The organism is Streptomyces sp. NPDC050759 (assembly GCF_044456945.1).
In the GTDB taxonomy this organism is placed as follows: Bacteria; Actinomycetota; Actinomycetes; order Streptomycetales; family Streptomycetaceae; genus Streptomyces.
Genome location: NZ_JBITGI010000004.1, coordinates 439,034 through 455,452, shown reverse-complemented (window position 1 = coordinate 455,452; position 16,419 = coordinate 439,034). Strand labels below are relative to the sequence as shown.

14 protein-coding genes are annotated in these 16,419 nt (G+C 70.0%); 7 read left to right on the top strand and 7 right to left on the bottom strand.

The features are described 5' to 3' along the window. Positions 1–3 precede the first annotated feature (3 nt). Positions 4–777 carry a protocatechuate 3,4-dioxygenase subunit beta gene (gene pcaH, locus ACIBJB_RS15605; protein WP_398930631.1) on the bottom strand — a complete coding sequence of 258 codons (774 nt, stop codon included), beginning with the start codon at positions 775–777 and terminating at the stop codon, positions 4–6. 129 nt (positions 778–906) lie between these two features. Between pcaH and ACIBJB_RS15600 the strand changes: the two genes are divergently transcribed. Then, positions 907–1,371, top strand: coding sequence for a MarR family winged helix-turn-helix transcriptional regulator (locus ACIBJB_RS15600; protein WP_398930629.1), 465 nt, complete (start codon positions 907–909; stop codon positions 1,369–1,371). Here the strand turns inward: ACIBJB_RS15600 and ACIBJB_RS15595 are convergent, their stop codons facing one another. Continuing rightward, on the bottom strand, positions 1,372–2,376 hold the full coding sequence (locus tag ACIBJB_RS15595; RefSeq protein ID WP_398931015.1) for a DUF3048 domain-containing protein: 1,005 nt from the start codon (positions 2,374–2,376) through the stop codon (positions 1,372–1,374). It abuts the gene before it with no gap. Between the two features lie 212 nt (positions 2,377–2,588). On the opposite strand from ACIBJB_RS15595, the gene ACIBJB_RS15590 reads away from it, so the two are divergent. Further along, positions 2,589–3,779, top strand: coding sequence for a zinc-dependent alcohol dehydrogenase (locus ACIBJB_RS15590; RefSeq protein ID WP_398930627.1), 1,191 nt, complete (start codon positions 2,589–2,591; stop codon positions 3,777–3,779). Between the two features lie 9 nt (positions 3,780–3,788). Here ACIBJB_RS15590 and ACIBJB_RS15585 read toward each other — a convergent pair whose 3' ends face one another. Continuing rightward, positions 3,789–4,853, bottom strand: coding sequence for an ATP-dependent DNA ligase (locus tag ACIBJB_RS15585; RefSeq protein ID WP_398930625.1), 1,065 nt, complete (start codon positions 4,851–4,853; stop codon positions 3,789–3,791). 65 nt (positions 4,854–4,918) lie between these two features. Here ACIBJB_RS15585 and ligD point away from each other — a divergent pair, with 65 nt between their 5' ends. Further along, on the top strand, positions 4,919–5,950 hold the full coding sequence (gene ligD / locus ACIBJB_RS15580) for a non-homologous end-joining DNA ligase (protein WP_398930623.1): 1,032 nt from the start codon (positions 4,919–4,921) through the stop codon (positions 5,948–5,950). On the opposite strand, the gene ACIBJB_RS15575 is transcribed toward ligD, so the two are convergent. Next, positions 5,937–8,129: an OmpL47-type beta-barrel domain-containing protein gene (locus ACIBJB_RS15575; RefSeq protein WP_398930621.1), complete on the bottom strand. Its 2,193-nt coding sequence runs from the start codon at positions 8,127–8,129 to the stop codon at positions 5,937–5,939. The genes ligD and ACIBJB_RS15575 overlap by 14 nt on opposite strands. After that, a complete protein-coding gene (locus ACIBJB_RS15570; protein WP_398930619.1) occupies positions 8,129–10,627 on the bottom strand; it encodes a ThuA domain-containing protein in 2,499 nt (832 codons plus the stop codon). Before ACIBJB_RS15570 ends, ACIBJB_RS15575 begins: the two co-directional genes overlap by 1 nt. Positions 10,628–10,825: 198 nt before the next feature. Between ACIBJB_RS15570 and ACIBJB_RS15565 the strand changes: the two genes are divergently transcribed. From ACIBJB_RS15565 to ACIBJB_RS15555, 3 genes are all read left to right on the top strand, one after another. Beyond that, positions 10,826–11,797 (top strand): multicopper oxidase domain-containing protein, encoded by a 972-nt coding sequence (locus ACIBJB_RS15565; protein WP_398931013.1) that lies wholly within the window; start codon positions 10,826–10,828, stop codon positions 11,795–11,797. Between the two features lie 14 nt (positions 11,798–11,811). Then, positions 11,812–12,720, top strand: a complete 909-nt coding sequence (locus tag ACIBJB_RS15560) for an ornithine cyclodeaminase family protein (protein ID WP_398930617.1) — start codon at positions 11,812–11,814, stop codon at positions 12,718–12,720. Positions 12,721–12,859: 139 nt separating this feature from the next. After that, entirely contained in the window at positions 12,860–13,885 is a 1,026-nt protein-coding gene (locus tag ACIBJB_RS15555) for a LacI family DNA-binding transcriptional regulator (protein ID WP_398930614.1), read from the top strand. A 13-nt stretch (positions 13,886–13,898) separates the two neighbouring features. Here ACIBJB_RS15555 and ACIBJB_RS15550 read toward each other — a convergent pair whose 3' ends face one another. Beyond that, the gene (locus ACIBJB_RS15550) at positions 13,899–14,690 is read right to left on the bottom strand and encodes a VOC family protein (RefSeq protein WP_398930612.1); all 792 of its coding nucleotides are present in this window, start codon (positions 14,688–14,690) and stop codon (positions 13,899–13,901) included. A 225-nt stretch (positions 14,691–14,915) separates the two neighbouring features. Here ACIBJB_RS15550 and ACIBJB_RS15545 point away from each other — a divergent pair, with 225 nt between their 5' ends. Beyond that, entirely contained in the window at positions 14,916–15,164 is a 249-nt protein-coding gene (locus tag ACIBJB_RS15545) for a WhiB family transcriptional regulator (RefSeq protein WP_398931011.1), read from the top strand. A gap of 93 nt (positions 15,165–15,257) precedes the next feature. On the opposite strand, the gene ACIBJB_RS15540 is transcribed toward ACIBJB_RS15545, so the two are convergent. Then, positions 15,258–16,406, bottom strand: coding sequence for a PP2C family protein-serine/threonine phosphatase (locus ACIBJB_RS15540; RefSeq protein ID WP_398930610.1), 1,149 nt, complete (start codon positions 16,404–16,406; stop codon positions 15,258–15,260). Between the last annotated feature and the right edge of the window lie 13 nt (positions 16,407–16,419).

The window sequence follows — 16,419 nt, the reverse complement described above, 5'->3', positions numbered from 1 at the left end:
TGGTCAGCGTCCTTCTTCGATCCAGGTGGCCTGCGGCCCGTCGAGCACGATGTCCCAGTGGTAGCCCATCGAGAACTCCGGCACGGACAGGCCGTGGTCGTAGGTGGCGACGAGCCGCTGGCGGGCCGCGTCGTCCGTCACGGACTGGATGATCGGGTCGTACGGGAACAGCGGGTCGCTCGGGAAGTACATCTGCGTCACGAGCCGCTGGGTGAACGCCGTGCCGAAGATCGAGAAGTGGATGTGGGCCGGCCGCCAGGCGTTGACGTGCTGGCGCCACGGATACGGGCCCGGCTGGACGGTCGTGAAGCGGTAGAAGCCGCTGTCGTCGGTCAGGGTGCGGCCGACGCCCGTGAAGTTCGGATCCAGCGGGGCGTCGTGCTGCTCGCGCTGGTGGGCGTAGCGGCCCGCCGAGTTCGCCTGCCAGATCTCCACCAGCTGCCCGCGCAGCGGACGGCCGTCGCGGTCCAGGAGCCGCCCCTCGACGGTGATCCGCTCACCGATCGGCTCACCGGTGTGCTGCCGGGTCAGGTCGTTGTCGATCTCGGTGATGTCCCGCTCCCCGAAGGCGGGCGACCGCAGCTCCACCAGCTCCGGGTCCCTGGACACGTCGATGCTGATCGGCGGCTGTTTCGGGTGCCGCAGCACCGAGGAGCGGTACGGCGCGTAGTCGCGGCGCGGCTGGTGCTCGACGGGAGCGCCGTCGGCGAGCCGCTTCTCGTAGGCGGCGTGCTCGGCGGCGATTTCCCGGTCGATGTCGTGCTGGGTGAGAGTCATGGGGATTCCTGCGATTCGCTCAGTGCACTGACTATCTCGGCGAGGTTTCTCTTAAGCTGCCACTGTGGCAGCCTGGCGTCAAGGCTCAATAACCTTCAGTGCACCAACCAAAACGACTCGGGAGCGCACATGGCCGCGGTGGACCTCACCACCCACCCCGGGCACCTCGCCCGGCGGCTCCAGCAGGCCCACTACCTGCTGTGGAACACGATGGTCTCCGAGGAGATCACCTCGCCGCAGTTCGCGGTCCTGAACGCGCTGGTCGCCGAACCGGGGCTCGACCAGCGCACGGTGGGGGAGCGGGTGGGTCTCGACCGGTCCACCATCGCCGAGGTCATCAGCCGGCTCGGCAGGCGCGGGCTGCTCGACAAGGTCCGCGACCCCCAGGACGGCCGCCGCTTCCTGCTGCGCCTGACCGACGACGGGGTGCGCACCCACCGCAAGCTGACCGTGCGCACGGCCCGGATGAACCAGGTCTTCCTGGCCCCGCTCTCCGTCGCGGAACAGGGGCAGTTCTTCGAGCTGATCCGCCGGGTCGCGGACGCGGCGGAGGGGCTCCGTAATCCCGCGGAACCCCTCGTCCCCCAGCCCTGATCACGCCTTCGCGAAGACGATCCACACCTGGCCCTTGGCGAAGTTCACCGGGGAGCCGTCCTTGGTGGTGAACTCCGTACCGTCCGTGGCCTTCGCCCGCTTCCAGTTCACGTCGTAGGCGCGGCCGTCGCGCAGCACCTTCGCCCGGCCCGAGCCCACCGTCACCGTGTACGGCGTGTTGTTGCCGAGGAAGTCGTGGAAGGCGGACTTGCGTACCTTCACGTACTGCACGACGACCGTGGCCGGGGCCAGCCGCTTCCCGTCGGACGTCACGTCCGGGGTGCCGTCCATCGAGACCAGCCAGCGTTCCCGGCTCTTCGACCAGGTGAAGGTGAAGCGGGCGGCCGGGAAGCGGACCGTCTCCGAGGTGTCCTCGGTGCCGCCGGCGGGCGCGGGGCCGTAGTGGAAGCCGGTGGTCAGCGCGGCGGCGCCCGGCGTGGCGGGCAGCAGGCGCTTCGGGTGCACGAAGAGGTTGTGCGGCAAGACCTTGTCGGCACCGCGGAAGTAGGCGCGGGACGCCTTCTCGGGAGTCTGGGCGACCAGCGGCGCTCTGTTGATCAGCGGCATCAGCTTGCCCTGGGCACCGGAGAACGCGAGCGTCGGGTCGTCGAACTGCCGCAGCAGCTCCAGGTCCGACTCGCGGGCGCTGCGCACGGGGCCGACGGCCTTCGGCAGCTTCGTCGCGAACACCGCCATGAGGCGGCTGAGGCCGCCCTCGACCTGCTCGGCGTAGACGACGTCGGCGGAGTCGATGCCGGTCTGCGGGCGGGCCGCCCGCACGTTGTCGATCTTCACGGCGAGCAGAGAGGGATGGTCGGCCTCCTCGGTCGGTTCCGATGTGTTCGGTGGTGAAGTAGTCGGTCGATCCGTGCGGAACTGTCCGCGTCCGTCGTCGGCCGGGACACGGGGTGTGCCGTGTCCCGTGCAGCCCGCGGCGAAGAGACCCGTGACGGTCAGCAGTGCCGCCGCCGTACGGGCACGCCGCGCGCGCCCCCCGTGTTCCATATCCACCATGCCCGCCATGCCCACCATGCCCGCCCGTCTCGTGCCTTTGATTGTGCGCTTATAAGTTCATTGGTGGCCATACCCGTTCGTTTCTGATTAGTCGCGTCGAGTACGCCGATCGGCCCTGGATCCCGGTTCGGCGGAGGCACCTCGGGTACCCGGGGCGCCTACCCCAGGACCGACACGCGAGGTGACGGAGGGAGTGCCCGGCGATGAAGGCTGTGACCTGGCAGGGCAAGCGGGACGTACGGGTGGAGGAGGTGCCCGATCCGAAGATCAAGGAGCCGACGGACGCGGTCATCCGCGTCACCTCGACCGGATTGTGCGGCTCCGACCTGCATCTCTACGAGGTGCTCACCCCGTTCATGACGCCGGGTGACATCCTCGGCCATGAACCCATGGGTATCGTCGAGGAGGTCGGCGCCGGGGTGCCGGACCTCGCGGTGGGCGACCGGGTCGTCGTGCCCTTCCAGATCGCCTGCGGCAACTGCTGGATGTGCATGACCGGGCTGCCGACCCAGTGCGAGACGACCCAGGTCACCAGCGAGGGCATGGGTGCCGCCCTGTTCGGTTACACCCGGCTCTACGGTGCCGTACCGGGCGCCCAGGCCGAGTACCTGCGGGTCCCGCAGGCCCAGTACGGGCCGATCAAGGTTCCCGAGGGCCCGCCGGACGACCGCTTCGTCTACCTCTCCGACGTGCTGCCCACCGCCTGGCAGGCCGTCGCCTACGCGGACATCCCCGAGGGCGGCAGCGTCGCCGTGCTCGGCCTCGGCCCCATCGGTGACATGGCCTGCCGGGTCGCGCAGGTACGCGGCGCCGGGCGGGTCTTCGGCGTGGACCTGGTGACCGAACGGCTGCGGCGGGCACGCTTGCGGGGCGTTGAGACGTACGACCTCAGGAGCTTCGACAGCGAGAAGGAACTGGTCCAGGCGATCCGCGACGAGACCGACGGACGCGGCCCGGACGCCGTCATCGACGCCGTCGGCACCGAAGCCCACGGCAGCGCGGCCGCCCGGCTCGCCCAGAACGCCTCGGCCCTGCTGCCCAGGAAGCTCAGCGGACCGTTCGCCGAGCGCTTCAGCATCGACCGGCTCGCCGCCCTGCACACCGCCATCGAACTGGTGCGCCGCGGCGGCACACTCTCCCTGACCGGCGTCTACGGCGGCATGGCCGACCCGCTGCCCATGCTCACGATGTTCGACAAGCAGATCCAGATCCGGATGGGCCAGGCCAACGTGCGGCGCTGGAGCGACGAGATCATCCCGTATCTGACGGACGAGGACCCGCTCGGCGTCGACGACTTCGCGACCCATCATGTGCCGCTGTCGGACGCCCCGCACGCGTACGAGATGTTCCAGAAGAAGCAGGAGGGCGCGGTCAAGGTGCTGATGCGGCCCTGACCTGGCGCGTCAACCTCCCAGGATCTCGTCCAGGTCGTACCGCACCGGCTCCTCCAGCTGCTCGTACGTGCAGCTCTCGGCCGTCCGGTCGGGCCGCCAGCGGCGGAAGCGGGCGGTGTGGCGGAACCGTACGCCGTTCTCCATGTGGTCGTACGCCACCTCCGCCACCCGCTCCGGCCGGAGCGGCACCCAGGACAGGTCCTTCTTGCCCGACCAGCGGCTCGGCGCCCCGGGCAGCCGGGCGCTCTCGTGGGCGGCCTCCTCGGCCCAGGCCGCCCAGGGGTGCCCGGAGGCGTCCTCCATCCGCAGCGGCTCCAGTTCCTCGATCAGCTCGGCGCGCCGCTTCATGGGGAAGGCCGCGGACACGCCGACGTGCTGGAGGGCGCCCCGGTCGTCGTGGAGCCCCAGCAGCAGGGAGCCCACGACAGGGCCGCTCTTGTGCAGCCGGTAGCCCGCCACCACCACGTCCGCCGTGCGCTCGTGCTTGATCTTGAACATGGCCCGCTCGTCCTGGAGATAGCGCAGGGTGAGCGGCTTGGCGATGACACCGTCCAGGCCCGCGCCCTCGTACTGCTCGAACCAATGGCGGGCCACGTCGATGTCCGTGGTCGCCGGTGCCACGTGCACCGGGGCCGTGACGCCGGACAGAGCCGTCGTGAGCAACTCCCTGCGGTCGGTCAGCGGGACGTTCAGCAGTGATTCGTCCTGGAGGGCCAGCAGGTCGAAGGCGACGAAGGAGGCCGGCGTCCGCTCGGCGAGCGTCCGCACCCGCGAGGCCGCCGGATGGATGCGCTCGGTCAGTGCGTCGAAGTCAAGCCGGCCCTCCCGCGCGATCACGATCTCGCCGTCCATCACGCACCGCTCGGGCAGCCGCGCCGCGAGTGCCTCCACCAGCTCGGGAAAGTACCTGGTCAGCGGCTTGCCGGTACGGCTGCCCAGCTCGACCTCGGCCCCGTCCTTGAAGACGATGGCGCGGAACCCGTCCCACTTCGCCTCGTAGTGCATGTCCGGCGGGATCTTCGCCACGGACTTGGCGAGCATGGGCTTCACTGGGGGCATCACCGGCAGATCCATGGTCCGATTCTGCACGCGCACGCCCCGAAATGCCTGATATGCCGGGCTCGCTTACCGTGGCACGCATGGGTGACGCGGTGGAACTGGAGGCGGGCGGCCGGACCGTACGGCTGTCCAGCCCGGACAAGATCTTCTTCCCGGAGCGCGGCTTCACCAAGCTGGACCTCGCCCGCTACTACCAGGCCGTCGCCCCCGGCATCCTGCGCGCCCTGCGCGACCGCCCCACCACCCTGGAGCGCTACCCGGACGGTGTGACCGGCGAGAACTTCTTCCAGAAGCGGGCGCCCAAGAACATGCCCGACTGGATCCCGACCGCCCACATCACCTTCCCCAGCGGCCGCAGCGCCGACGAGATGTGCCCGACCGAGGAGGCCGCCGTCCTGTGGGCCGCCCAGTACGGCACCCTGACCTTCCACCCCTGGCCGGTCCGCCGGGACGACGTCGACCGCCCTGACGAACTGCGCATCGACCTCGACCCGCAGCCCGGCACGGACTACGACGACGCCGTGCGCGCGGCGCATGAACTGCGGTCGGTGCTCGAGGAGTTCGGCGGTCTGCGCGGTTGGCCCAAGACCTCCGGCGGACGCGGCCTGCATGTCTTCGTGCCGATCGAACCGCGCTGGACCTTCACCCAGGTGCGGCGGGCCGCGATCGCGGTCGGGCGCGAGATGGAACGCCGGATGCCGGAGCACGTCACCATCAAGTGGTGGAAGGAGGAGCGGGGGAAGCGCATCTTCATCGACTACAACCAGACGGCCCGCGACCGCACGATCGCCTCCGCCTACTCGGTACGGCCCCGCCCGCACGCCCCCGTCTCCGCACCCCTGCGCTGGGAGGAGGTCGGCCAGGCGCACCCCATGGACTTCGACATCGCGACCATGCCCGCGCGCTTCGCCGAACTCGGCGATGTGCACGCGGACATGGACGATCACGCCTTCTCGCTGGACGCCCTCCTGGACCTGGCCCGCCGTGACGAGCACGACCACGGGCTCGGTGATCTGCCGTACCCGCCCGAGTATCCGAAGATGCCGGGGGAGCCCAAGCGGGTACAGCCGAGCCGGGACACGTCGAGAAAGGCGCCTCCTACAGCTCCTTGATCCTGATGTCCCGGTACGAGACAACGTCCGTCGTGCTGTGCACCTGGAGCCCGATGTAGCCGGAGTCGAACCGCCGCCCGTCCGTGCCCGGGTCGTCCGAGCGGGCCGGGTAGAAGTCCTGACCGCCGATGTTGTCGAACTCGTTGATCAGCACGCCGTTGCGGTAGACCGAGTAGTGCTGGTCGACCACCCGGATCTCGTAGTCGTTCCAGGTGCCCTTCTGGGTGACGCCGGCACCGGCCAGCCCCACCCGGTCGAAGCCGTAGATGGAACCGGTCTTGTACATGTCGCCGTCCGGCCGGTCGAGCACCTGCACCTCATGGCCGTACTTGATGGCGGCCCACTCCGGCCGCGGCTCCTCCGGATTGTCGTGGACCCACGGGAACCGCACGAACACACCGGAGTTGGCGTTCCCGGTGCCCGGGGCGTCGTCCCGCCACTGGAGCTTGAGCGAGAAGTCGCCGTACTTGCGCTCCGGGAACCAGAGCATGCCGAGGCCGTCCTTCGTGGTGCCGGACGTGATCGACCCGTCGCCGTTGGGTGCGAACGAACCGCCGCCCACCTGCTGCCACTTGGCGAAGGACGCCGCGCTGCCGTCGAGGATCGTGCGGTAGCCCTCGGTCTGCCCCGGCTTGCCGATGCCGGACTCACGGGCCGCCGCGTCGATGGCGTCGTACTCGCGCTCGTCGACGACCCCGTCCCTGAAGAGCTTGTCCAGGACGGTCTTCACGTGCTTGAGGAACAGCGCGTGGGACGTCCACTCCTTCTCGTCCTCGATCAACTCGTTGATGCGGCACCGGCTGTTGGTGATGCGGTTCGGTACCCCGCTGTCGACCGTGCCGACGATCACCGTCAACCGCTCGTCGAGCTCCGCGCAGTTGGGCGCCGGGACCTGACTGGAGACCACCGTGAAGGTCACCGTGCGTGCGGCCGAGGTGTTGCCCGCCTTGTCCGTCGCCCGGTACGCCAGGGTGTGGGTGCCCGCCCGGTCGACGACCACGGGAGCGGTGTACGCCAGGTACGGTCCCGCGTCGATCGAGTACTCGACGCCCCCGACACCCGAACCGCCCTCGTCCGTGGCGCTCACGGTCACCTTGGCGTTGCCCACGTACGCCCCGTCGGAGTTCCGCGTGCCGTCCACGGTCACACCGGTCACCGGCGGGGTGGTGTCCTGCGGGGGCGTCGCGACCACCGTGAACCGGACGCTCTTCTCGGCGGCCACGTTGCCCGCCTTGTCGGTCGCCCGGTAGCGCACGGTGTGGGAGCCGACCTGGTGCACCATCACAGGCATGGTGTACGGCTGCCAACTCCCGTCGTTCACCGCGTACTCGATGGTGTTGACCCCGGATCCGGTGTCGGAGGCCGACACGGTCACGGTCGCCATGTCGAGGTAGGTGCCGTCGGGGTTCTGCTCGCCGCTCACCGTTGCCGAGGTGTCCGGCGGGGCGGTGTCGTCGGAGGGCGGGGCGACGACCGTGAAGCCGACGCTCTTCTCCGCGGAGACGTTGCCCGCCTTGTCGACGGCCCGGTACCGCACTGTGTGGTCGCCGACCTGGTCGAAGACGACCGGGGCGGTGTACGGCTGCCAGGCACCCGCGTCCCCGGTCGCGTACTCGATCCGGTCGACGCCGGAGCCGCCGGCCTCGTCGGTCGCCGTGAGGGCCACGCTCGCCGAACCGACGTACTGGCCCTGCGCGTTCTGCGTGCCGGTCACCTGGGCCTGGGGTGTCGGGGCGGTGGTGTCCGAGCCGCTGCCCTCGGTCACCACGAGGATGCCCTGCATCTGCCCGTGGCCCGGGATCGTGCAGTGGTAGAAGTAGCGGCCCGGGGTGAGCGTGACCTCGGCGGTGTGGCGGCCGCCCATGTCGTCGTTCGGGTTGGCGAGGATGTTGAGTTCGACGTCGTTGTTGAACTCGGGGTCGCTGGTCACGAAGGTCAACGTGTGCGGCATACCGGTGGTGTTGCCGGTCGCCGTGCTGTTCTCGAAGACGATCGTGGCCGAGCCCGCGACGGCCGTCGTCGGGACGGAGGTGTACTTGGTGATGTCGTCGCCGGCGGTCCAGGTGAGTGTCTGGGCCGCCGCCGGGACCGTGTCGGGCCGTGCCTGGGACGTCGACTGGAGGCCGAGCACCATCAACAGGGCGGCCAGCAGGACGGTCAGTGCTCTTCGGGGGCGCATCACTGCCCTCCTCTCGCCAGCTGTCCGGCAGCCGGAGTCGGTCCGCCGCCCGTGTAAGTGACGCGCCACAGTGCCGACTTGGCGTCCGAGGTGAAGAAGCCGCGCCCGTAGTCGAGGACGTACAGCGCGCCGTCCGGACCGAACTTCCAGTCCATGAGGTTCTTGATGCCGTCGTTGCCGATCGGCACGATCTTCTTGAGCGACTCCGAGTGGACGGGCAGTCCGCCGTCCCCGTGGTTCTTCGGATCGGTGATGACGGCGTTGCGCGGCTGGTCGGCGTCGTAGAAGTCGCCGACGAACCACTTGCCGTCCCAGTAGGCGGGCCACTTGACGGTGCTGGTGGCCGAGGCGGTGTCGTAGCGGTAGACCGGCCCGTTCATCGCGGCCTGGCCGCCGCCCTTCAGCCACGGCAGCAGGTACTTGGCGTCCTCCTGCTTGTAGGAGGGGATGCCGTTCGCGTCGCGCGGGTAGTCCGGGGCGCCGCCCTGGGGCGAGTACCAGATGTTGTTGCCGGTGACGGGCGGGAGGTTGACCAGACCGTCGTTGTTGGGCGACTCGTTCTTCGGGTGGTCGCAGTCGTACCAGCCCAGCGGCTGGTTGGGGTCCGGCAGGTTGCGGTCCCGGTAGGGCTGCTTGTTGCCCATACAGTACGGCCAGCCCCGGTTGCTCGCCTTGGTGATGACGGCGAAGGTGTCGTACTTGGCCGGGCCCCAGGTCGTCGAGGGCTCGCCCGCGTCCGGGCCGACCCATCCCGCGTACAGGATGTCGGTCTTCTTGTCGACGAAGATGCGGGCCGGGTTCCTGACGCCCATGACGTAGATCTCGCCGCGGGTCTTGCCGCCGCCCTCGTCGGTCTCCTTGCCCGTGAAGAGGTTCCCCTCGGGCAGTGTGTACGTCCCGTCGGGCTCCGGGTGGATGCGCAGGATCTTGCCGTTGAGGTTGTTGGTGTTGCCGGCGGTGCGGCGCGCGTCCGCGAAGGAGACGCCCTTGTAGTTCGGCTGTGGGTTGTTGCCGGAGTAACCGCCGCTGAAGCCACTGGAGTTGTTGTCGCCGGTCGCGATGTACAGGTTGCCCTTGGAGTCCCAGGACATCCCGCCGCCCGCGTGGCAGCAACTGTGCACCTGGACCGGCCACTTGAGCAGGACCTTCTCGCTGCTCAGGTCCAGCTTGTTCGTGGCGAGGTCGAGCGTGAAGCGGGAGACCCGACGCTCGGCGATCCGGGTGTCGCGGTTGAGCTGTGCGTGCGGGGTGTAGTGCAGATACACCCAGCCGTTCTGCTCGAAGCGCGGGTCGAGCTCTATCCCGAGCAGCCCTTCCTCGACCTTCACCAGCTCGTCGCCGCCGCCCTTGTTGCCGAAGACGGTCAACTCGCCCGCCAGGGTGACCTTCTTGGTCGCCGGGTCGTAGACGTGGATCTGGCCCTTGCCCTTGCCGACGTCCGGGTTGTTCCAGTCGGTGATCACCGGCTGGGAGGAGTCGGCGCCGCCGCGGCCGATGTACAGGACGCGCCCGTCGGGGGCGGTGACGAGGCCGTGCGGCTCGCCGATCTGGTCGTTCTGCCCCGCCTGGTTGGGCTGGGTGAGGCGTTCGGCCTTGTAGTTGCCGTTGATGGTCGCCTTGCAGTCGGCCTGCACGAGCCGCGAGGTCCACAGCAGCGCACCGCGCAGATGGGCCCGGAAGTCGGTCTCGTCGTAAGACGCCACCGTGCCTCCCATGCCGGTGTAGAACGACCGGCCGCCGTCGTAGTCGCGGCACCAACTCACCGGATGGTCCCAGCCGTTGGCGCTCGCGCCGGGCTGGTAGGTCGACTCGCGCACCCGGGCCACGGTGTGCACGTCACCGGACGGGTTCTTGGTCCAGTTGAACCACTGGTCGGGACGCTTCCACTGCACCGGCAGATCCTTCGTCGCCGGATGCTGCCGGTCGCCGACCTCAACGGTGGCTCGCTGCACGGCCGTTGGGCTGGACGCGGCCGGACGGGCGCCCACGAGACCCGTGAACCAGTCGGAGTACGGCTCGGCGCGGGCCGCGTCATGGACGCCGACGAAACCGCCGCCCGCCTCCATGTAGGCCTCCAGGCCGGCCTCCTGCTCGGGATCGAGGACGTCCCCGCCGCCGGTCAGGAAGACGATCGCGTTGTAACTCCCCAGCGCCTTCTCGTCGGTGAAGACCCTGGCGTCGTCCGTGGCCTCGGTCTCGAACCGCTGGTTCACGGGACCGGACAGCCCGATCTTCTCGACGGCGGCGATCCCGGCGTTGACGACCGGTGACTCGTCCCCGGCGGCCGCGGACCCGTAGAAGACCAGCACCCGTACATCGGCGCCGCCCGGTGGCGACTTGACGGACATCGTTGTCGCGGATGGATCGGGAGCCGGCAGCGCCCCCGCCGCCGGTCCGGACATCAGCCCGGCGGCGACGACCCCCGCGGTCACGGTGGCCGTCCAGACCCGTCTTCTCGTGCTTCCTCCGCTTCTCGCGCTCAACCCTCGTAAGTGCATGGGCACCTCCTCGGTCACAGCAACAGCGCCATGGAAGCTAGACCCCTTTGCGTCACTCGCCAATACCTATGACCGGGATCGCACGAACTTTGTCCTGAGTGTGGATAAACGGCTCGGCGGCCGGTACCGTCTCACAGGTTCATCACAGGTACGTCTCCGCAAAATCCGTATCACGGTGGGGAGTTCTGCGTGGGTGCACTGGACAGACGTGGCTTCAACCGGCGGGTGCTGCTCGGCGGTGCGGCCGTCGCGACATCGTTGTCCCTGGCGCCGGAGGCCCGGGGCGACACCGGTCCGGCGACGGCCGCCCCGGGCGGCGGCGAGGTCAAGCGCATCAAGCTGTACGCCGAGAAGCTCGCCGACGGGCAGATGGGCTACGGCCTCGAGAAAGGCAAGGCGACCATCCCCGGTCCGCTCATCGAGCTCAACGAGGGCGACACCCTGCACATCGAGTTCGAGAACACCATGGACGTCAGGGCGAGCCTGCACGTCCACGGCCTGGACTACGAGATCTCCAGCGACGGCACCAAGTTGAACAACAGCGACGTCGAGCCGGGCGGCACCCGCACCTACACCTGGCGCACCCATCTGCCGGGCCGCCGGAGCGACGGCACCTGGCGGGCGGGCAGCGCGGGCTACTGGCACTACCACGACCACGTGGTCGGCACGGAACACGGAACCGGCGGTATCCGCAAGGGGCTCTACGGACCCGTGATCGTCCGCCGCAAGGGCGATGTCCTCCCGGACGCGACCCACACGATCGTCTTCAACGACATGCTCATCAACAACAAGCCGGCGCACTCCGGGCCCAACTTCGAGGCCACGGTGGGCGATCGGGTCGAGTTCGTGATGATCACGCACGGCGAGTACTACCACACCTTCCACCTGCACGGTCACCGCTGGGCGGACAACCGCACGGGCATGCTTACCGGCCCCGACGACCCGAGCCAGGTCATCGACAACAAGATCGTGGGCCCGGCGGACTCCTTCGGCTTCCAGGTGATCGCGGGGGAGGGGGTCGGGGCGGGCGCGTGGATGTACCACTGCCATGTGCAGAGCCACTCCGACATGGGCATGGTGGGCCTGTTCCTGGTGAAGAAGACGGACGGCACGATCCCCGGGTACGAGCCCCACGAGCACACGGAGCAGCAGGCCGGGCACGCGCACTGACGGATCATGGACGGGTGACTCTTCTTCTCACACGCGGTGATCTGGAGGCGGTGCTGGATCCGGAGGCTTGCATCGACGCCCTGCGGGAGGGCTTCCGGCAGGGGGTGCCGATCGCGGGACAACGGGTGCGCACGGACCTCCCGTTCCCCGGCACGGCCACCGCGCTGATCCCCGGCCTGCTCCCCGGCGTTCCGGCCTACACGGTGAAGGTCAACGCCAAGTTCCCCGCCGCCCGGCCCGCCCTGCGCGGGGTGATCTGCCTGCACAGCGGCGCCGACGGCGAGTTGCTGGCGCTGCTGGACTCGGCGACGGTCACGGCCTGGCGCACCGGCCTCGCGGCCGCCCTGGGAACCCATGTGCTCGCCGGCCGGGGAGATGTCGTCGGAGTGATCGGGGCGGGCGCGCAGGCCGAGTTGATGGTGCGGGGCCTTGCGGTGCTACGACCTCGCAGCGCCCTCGTCGTCCAGGACACGTCCGCCGACCGCGCCGCGGAGTTCGCCGCGCGGCACGGTGGGCGTGTGGTGTCCTCCGCCACGGAGCTCGCCGCGGCCGCCGACATCGTCCTGTCGGCGACCTGGTCGAGGGAACCACTGCTGCACCTGCGGGACACCAGGCCGGGCCAGCACTTCACGAGCCTGGGTGCGGACGAGCCCGGCAAGGCGGAACTGGCCGCCGATCTGCTGGAGGCGGCACTCCTGGTGGTCGACGATCGTGCACTCACGGCCCGCGTGGGAATGCTGAGGGCCGCCGACGCGACCCTCGGCGAGGTCACGCGGTCCGAGCACCCCGGCCGGACGACCGACACGGACCTCACCGTCTACGCCCCCGTGGGCATGCCCTGGCAGGACCTCGCCCTGGCCTGGACGGCGTACGGGCGAGCCGAGCGGGAGGGGATCGGGCAGCGGGTGGACCTGCTGGCCTGAGTCCCGTCGCGAGATGGCCGGCACCGACCAGTCCAGGGAACCCCGTTGCACAAGCCTCTTCACCCATCCCGAGAGCGCTCTCACCCGTGTCCTCCTCCGGGGCTATCCTGATCCGCACCCGCCGACGAGGAGCCCCGAAGTGACCGACACAGTGCCGCGCCCCACACTGGAGGCTGTGGCGGCCCGGGCCGGGGTGTCGCGGGCCACCGTGTCCCGGGTGGTGAACGGCGGGGACGGGGTCAGGGAGCCGCTCGTCGAGCGGGTGCGCAGGGCCGTCGAGGAGCTCGGTTACGTCCCCAACCAGGCCGCCCGGAGTCTCGTCACCCGGCGCCACGACGCCGTCGCCGTGGTCGTGGCAGAACCGGAGACCAGGGTCTTCGCGGACCCCTTCTTCGCGCTGCAACTCCGGGGCATCAGCAAGGAGTTGACCGCCCACGACAATCAACTCGTCCTGCTGCTCACCGAGGGCCGCGACGACCACGCCCGCGTCGGACGCTACCTCGCCGGAGGCCACGTCGACGGCGCGCTCGTCTTCTCGCTGCACCTCGACGACCCGCTGCCGGAACTGATCCAACGGGCCGGTGTCCCCACGGTCTTCGGCGGCCGGCCCGGGTGGAGCGACGGGACGACGGATGCCGTGTACGTCGACAGCGACAACCGAGGCGGTGCCCGCGAGGCCGTGCGGCACCTCGTCGGACTCGGGCGCACCCGTGTCGCCCACATCACCGGCGCCCTCGACCAGACCTCCGCCGCGGACCGGCTCGACGGCTACAAGGACGTCATGGGCGACGCCGACCCGGAGCTTGTCGTGCGGGGCGACTTCACCCCGGCCGGCGGGGAGCGGGCGATGCGCGAACTCCTCGACCGGTGCCCGGACGTGGACGCCGTGTTCGCCGCCAACGACCTCACCGCGTCCGGCGCCCTGCGCGTGCTGCGCGAGCGAGGGCGCCGCGTGCCCGAGGACGTGGCGGTGATCGGCTTCGACGACATGCTGCCGGTCGCCGAACAGACCGATCCACCGCTGACGACGGTCCGTCAGGACATAGAGAAGATGGGTCGGTTGATGGCCCGCCTGCTGCTGCGAGACCTCGACCGCAGGAGCGGGGGAGCCACACCGGCCGGTGTCGTCCTGCCGACCACGCTGATCCGCCGCGCCTCGGCGTGACCCCCCGCCCCGGTCACGTCTGCTGCGGGGCGGACTTGATGACCGCGAAGCGGGCGCCGTACGGGTCGGCCAGCTTGGCGACCCGGCCCACACCCGGCACGTCCGTGGCGGGCAGCCGGATGCTGCCGCCCAGCTCCTGTGCCTTCGCCACCGTCTCGTCCGTGTCCGTGACCTCGAAGTACGGCATCCAGTACCCCCCGGCCTGCGCCTCCAGCGGATCGTCGGCGAACGGGACGATGCCGCCGAACATGGCGTCCTCGTCCTGCCCGTCCGGCAGCACCGTCGTGTACGTGCCGCCGGGGAAGTCGACCCCGTAGGTCTCCAGGCCGAGAGCCGCGCGGTAGAAGTAGGCGGCCATCGGCAGGTCGGCCGTGTACAGCTCGACCCAGCACAGCGAGCCCGGCTCCTGGGTGACCTGGAGCCCCTTGTTCTGTTTGGGCTGCCAGACGCCGAACCGCACGCCCGCCTTGTCGGCGAGGATCGCCATGCCGCCCTGGCCCATCACGTCCATGGGCTGCATCAGCACCGAGCCGTGCGCCTGCTCGGCCGCCTTCGCGGTGGCGTCCGCGTCGGGGGTCTGGAAGTACACGGTCCAGGAGGGCGGGCCCTGCTCCGGTGTGGTCTGCATGCCGCCCGCGGCGGTTTTGCCGGCGAGCTGGAAGAAGCCGTAACCGCCGGCTTCGGGCGGGCCCGGCTGGAACTCCCAGCCGAACAGGCCGCCGTAGAAGGTGGTGGCGCCGTCGATGTCCGGGGTGCCGAGGTCGAGCCAGTTCGGAGCGCCGGTGACATAACGGGTCGTGAGCATCTCTGCCCTCCTCTGAGGGGTCCCGTTGCCTGCACTGCCGAGTCTTGCACCGTCCACTGACAATCGCCGCCGGTACGCCGACGCGGACCGTGGATGAACCGTTTCCGCGCGCCGCCGTGCACCCCCGTACCGGGCGGAGGACCATCAAGGCGACCGGAGGTCATGAACGGGGCCGTTGATCGCGCGTTGATCGAACGTTTTTCGCTGCCCGGCACGATCTCGGCCATGCACATCGACACCATCACCCCGACCGACCCCGCCTGGCAGGCGCAGGCGTTGTGCGCGCAGACCGGGGCGGACTTCTTCTTTCCCGAGCCGGGCAGCTCGGTACGAGAGGCGAAGCGCATCTGCGGCATGTGCGAGATGCGCTCGGCGTGTCTCGAGTACGCGCTGGCCAACGACGAACGCTTCGGCGTCTGGGGCGGCCTCTCCGAGAAGGAACGGCTGGCGATCAGACGAGTGGACAACCGATGAGCCGACGGGCCCGGGAGTGCGGCTGGGATCCCGGAGCGCACCCGGGCGTAGCGCAGAGGCCGGCGTTACGCCGTTGACCGGGGCTTTCTCTCCTCAGGTAGGTGCTCTGTCCGGCCACGAGACGGAGTGTGGGGCGCTGCCCCGACCCGCGTCCGACACCGCTTCCGGAGCGGCCGGTTTGCGGAGCAGGAGCAGTGCCGCGTCGTCGTGCAGCCGGCCGCCCACATGCGCCAGCAGTTCGTCATGGAGCGCGGTGAGGGTGCCGGCCGGCTCGTCGGACACGTGGCGGGCCAGCCCCTCGGCGAGCGGGTAGAACTCCCGGCCGTGGTTGCGGGCCTCGGTGACCCCATCGGTGTAGAGCAGCAGTTGATCACCGTCGTCGAAAGGCAGCACCTGGAGGCTGGGAGTCTCGTCCGTGAGGGCGCGCAGCCCGAGGGGCGGGGCCGGATGGGCGGGCTCCACCGGCACGACGGTGCCGGATTCGCGCACCAGCAGCGGAGGTGCGTGGCCACAGTTGACCACCTCCAGATGGCCTGCCTGCGGGTACCCGGCGACCACGGCGGTGACGAAGTCGTCAGCACCGAGGTTGCGCGCCAGGCTCCGCTCGATCCTGCCGACGACAGCGAGGAGATCGGGCTCGTCGTAGGCGGCCTCACGGAAGACACCGACGACGAGTGCGGCGGTCCCCACGGCCGGCAGCCCCTTGCCGCGCACATCGCCGACGATCAGCCTGACCCCGTACGGCGTGGGCACCAGCGCGTAGAGATCCCCGCCGATACGGGCCTCCGCCGCCGCGGCGCTGTAGCGGACGGCCACCTGGAACGGGCCCACAGTCGCCGGTACGGGCTTGAGGAGCGCATGCTGGGCGGCCTCCGCGACCGAGCGGACGGCCGCGAGCACCCGTTCACGACGCCCGCGCAACGCGCTGGCGTGGCCACTCGCCAGCGTGACGGCCGCCAGGGCGGACAGTACGGCCGTCAGCTCATGTCCCGGAACGCCGTCCCGGGTTCCGAGCGTCGCGCCCAGCACCGCGGCGAGAAGGCCGACACAGAGGACTCCGCGCGGCCCGCCGGTGGTGGCGGCCAGCGCGGGCCCGGCCGCGAGCAGTGGCAGCCAGAGGGTTCCTGCTCCGCACGCGACGTCGACGAGCACGACGACGGAGACGATCAGCACGGGCAGTGCGGGAGTAACGGCGGCCACCAACTGTGCGACGGCACGTTTCCGGTCTCGAACCTGACTCATGCTTCGTCCGTAG

Coding starts and splice junctions, on each gene's coding strand:
- ACIBJB_RS15585 (WP_398930625.1), bottom strand. CDS start 4,853: ATGGATCTGCCGGTGATGCCCCCAGTGAAGCCCATGCTCGCCAAGTCC.
- ACIBJB_RS15575 (WP_398930621.1), bottom strand. CDS start 8,129: ATGCGCCCCCGAAGAGCACTGACCGTCCTGCTGGCCGCCCTGTTGATG.
- ACIBJB_RS15570 (WP_398930619.1), bottom strand. CDS start 10,627: ATGCACTTACGAGGGTTGAGCGCGAGAAGCGGAGGAAGCACGAGAAGA.
- ACIBJB_RS15600 (WP_398930629.1), top strand. CDS start 907: ATGGCCGCGGTGGACCTCACCACCCACCCCGGGCACCTCGCCCGGCGG.
- ligD (WP_398930623.1), top strand. CDS start 4,919: ATGGGTGACGCGGTGGAACTGGAGGCGGGCGGCCGGACCGTACGGCTG.
- ACIBJB_RS15595 (WP_398931015.1), bottom strand. CDS start 2,376: ATGGAACACGGGGGGCGCGCGCGGCGTGCCCGTACGGCGGCGGCACTG.
- ACIBJB_RS15540 (WP_398930610.1), bottom strand. CDS start 16,406: ATGAGTCAGGTTCGAGACCGGAAACGTGCCGTCGCACAGTTGGTGGCC.
- ACIBJB_RS15590 (WP_398930627.1), top strand. CDS start 2,589: ATGAAGGCTGTGACCTGGCAGGGCAAGCGGGACGTACGGGTGGAGGAG.
- ACIBJB_RS15545 (WP_398931011.1), top strand. CDS start 14,916: ATGCACATCGACACCATCACCCCGACCGACCCCGCCTGGCAGGCGCAG.
- ACIBJB_RS15550 (WP_398930612.1), bottom strand. CDS start 14,690: ATGCTCACGACCCGTTATGTCACCGGCGCTCCGAACTGGCTCGACCTC.
- pcaH (WP_398930631.1), bottom strand. CDS start 777: ATGACTCTCACCCAGCACGACATCGACCGGGAAATCGCCGCCGAGCAC.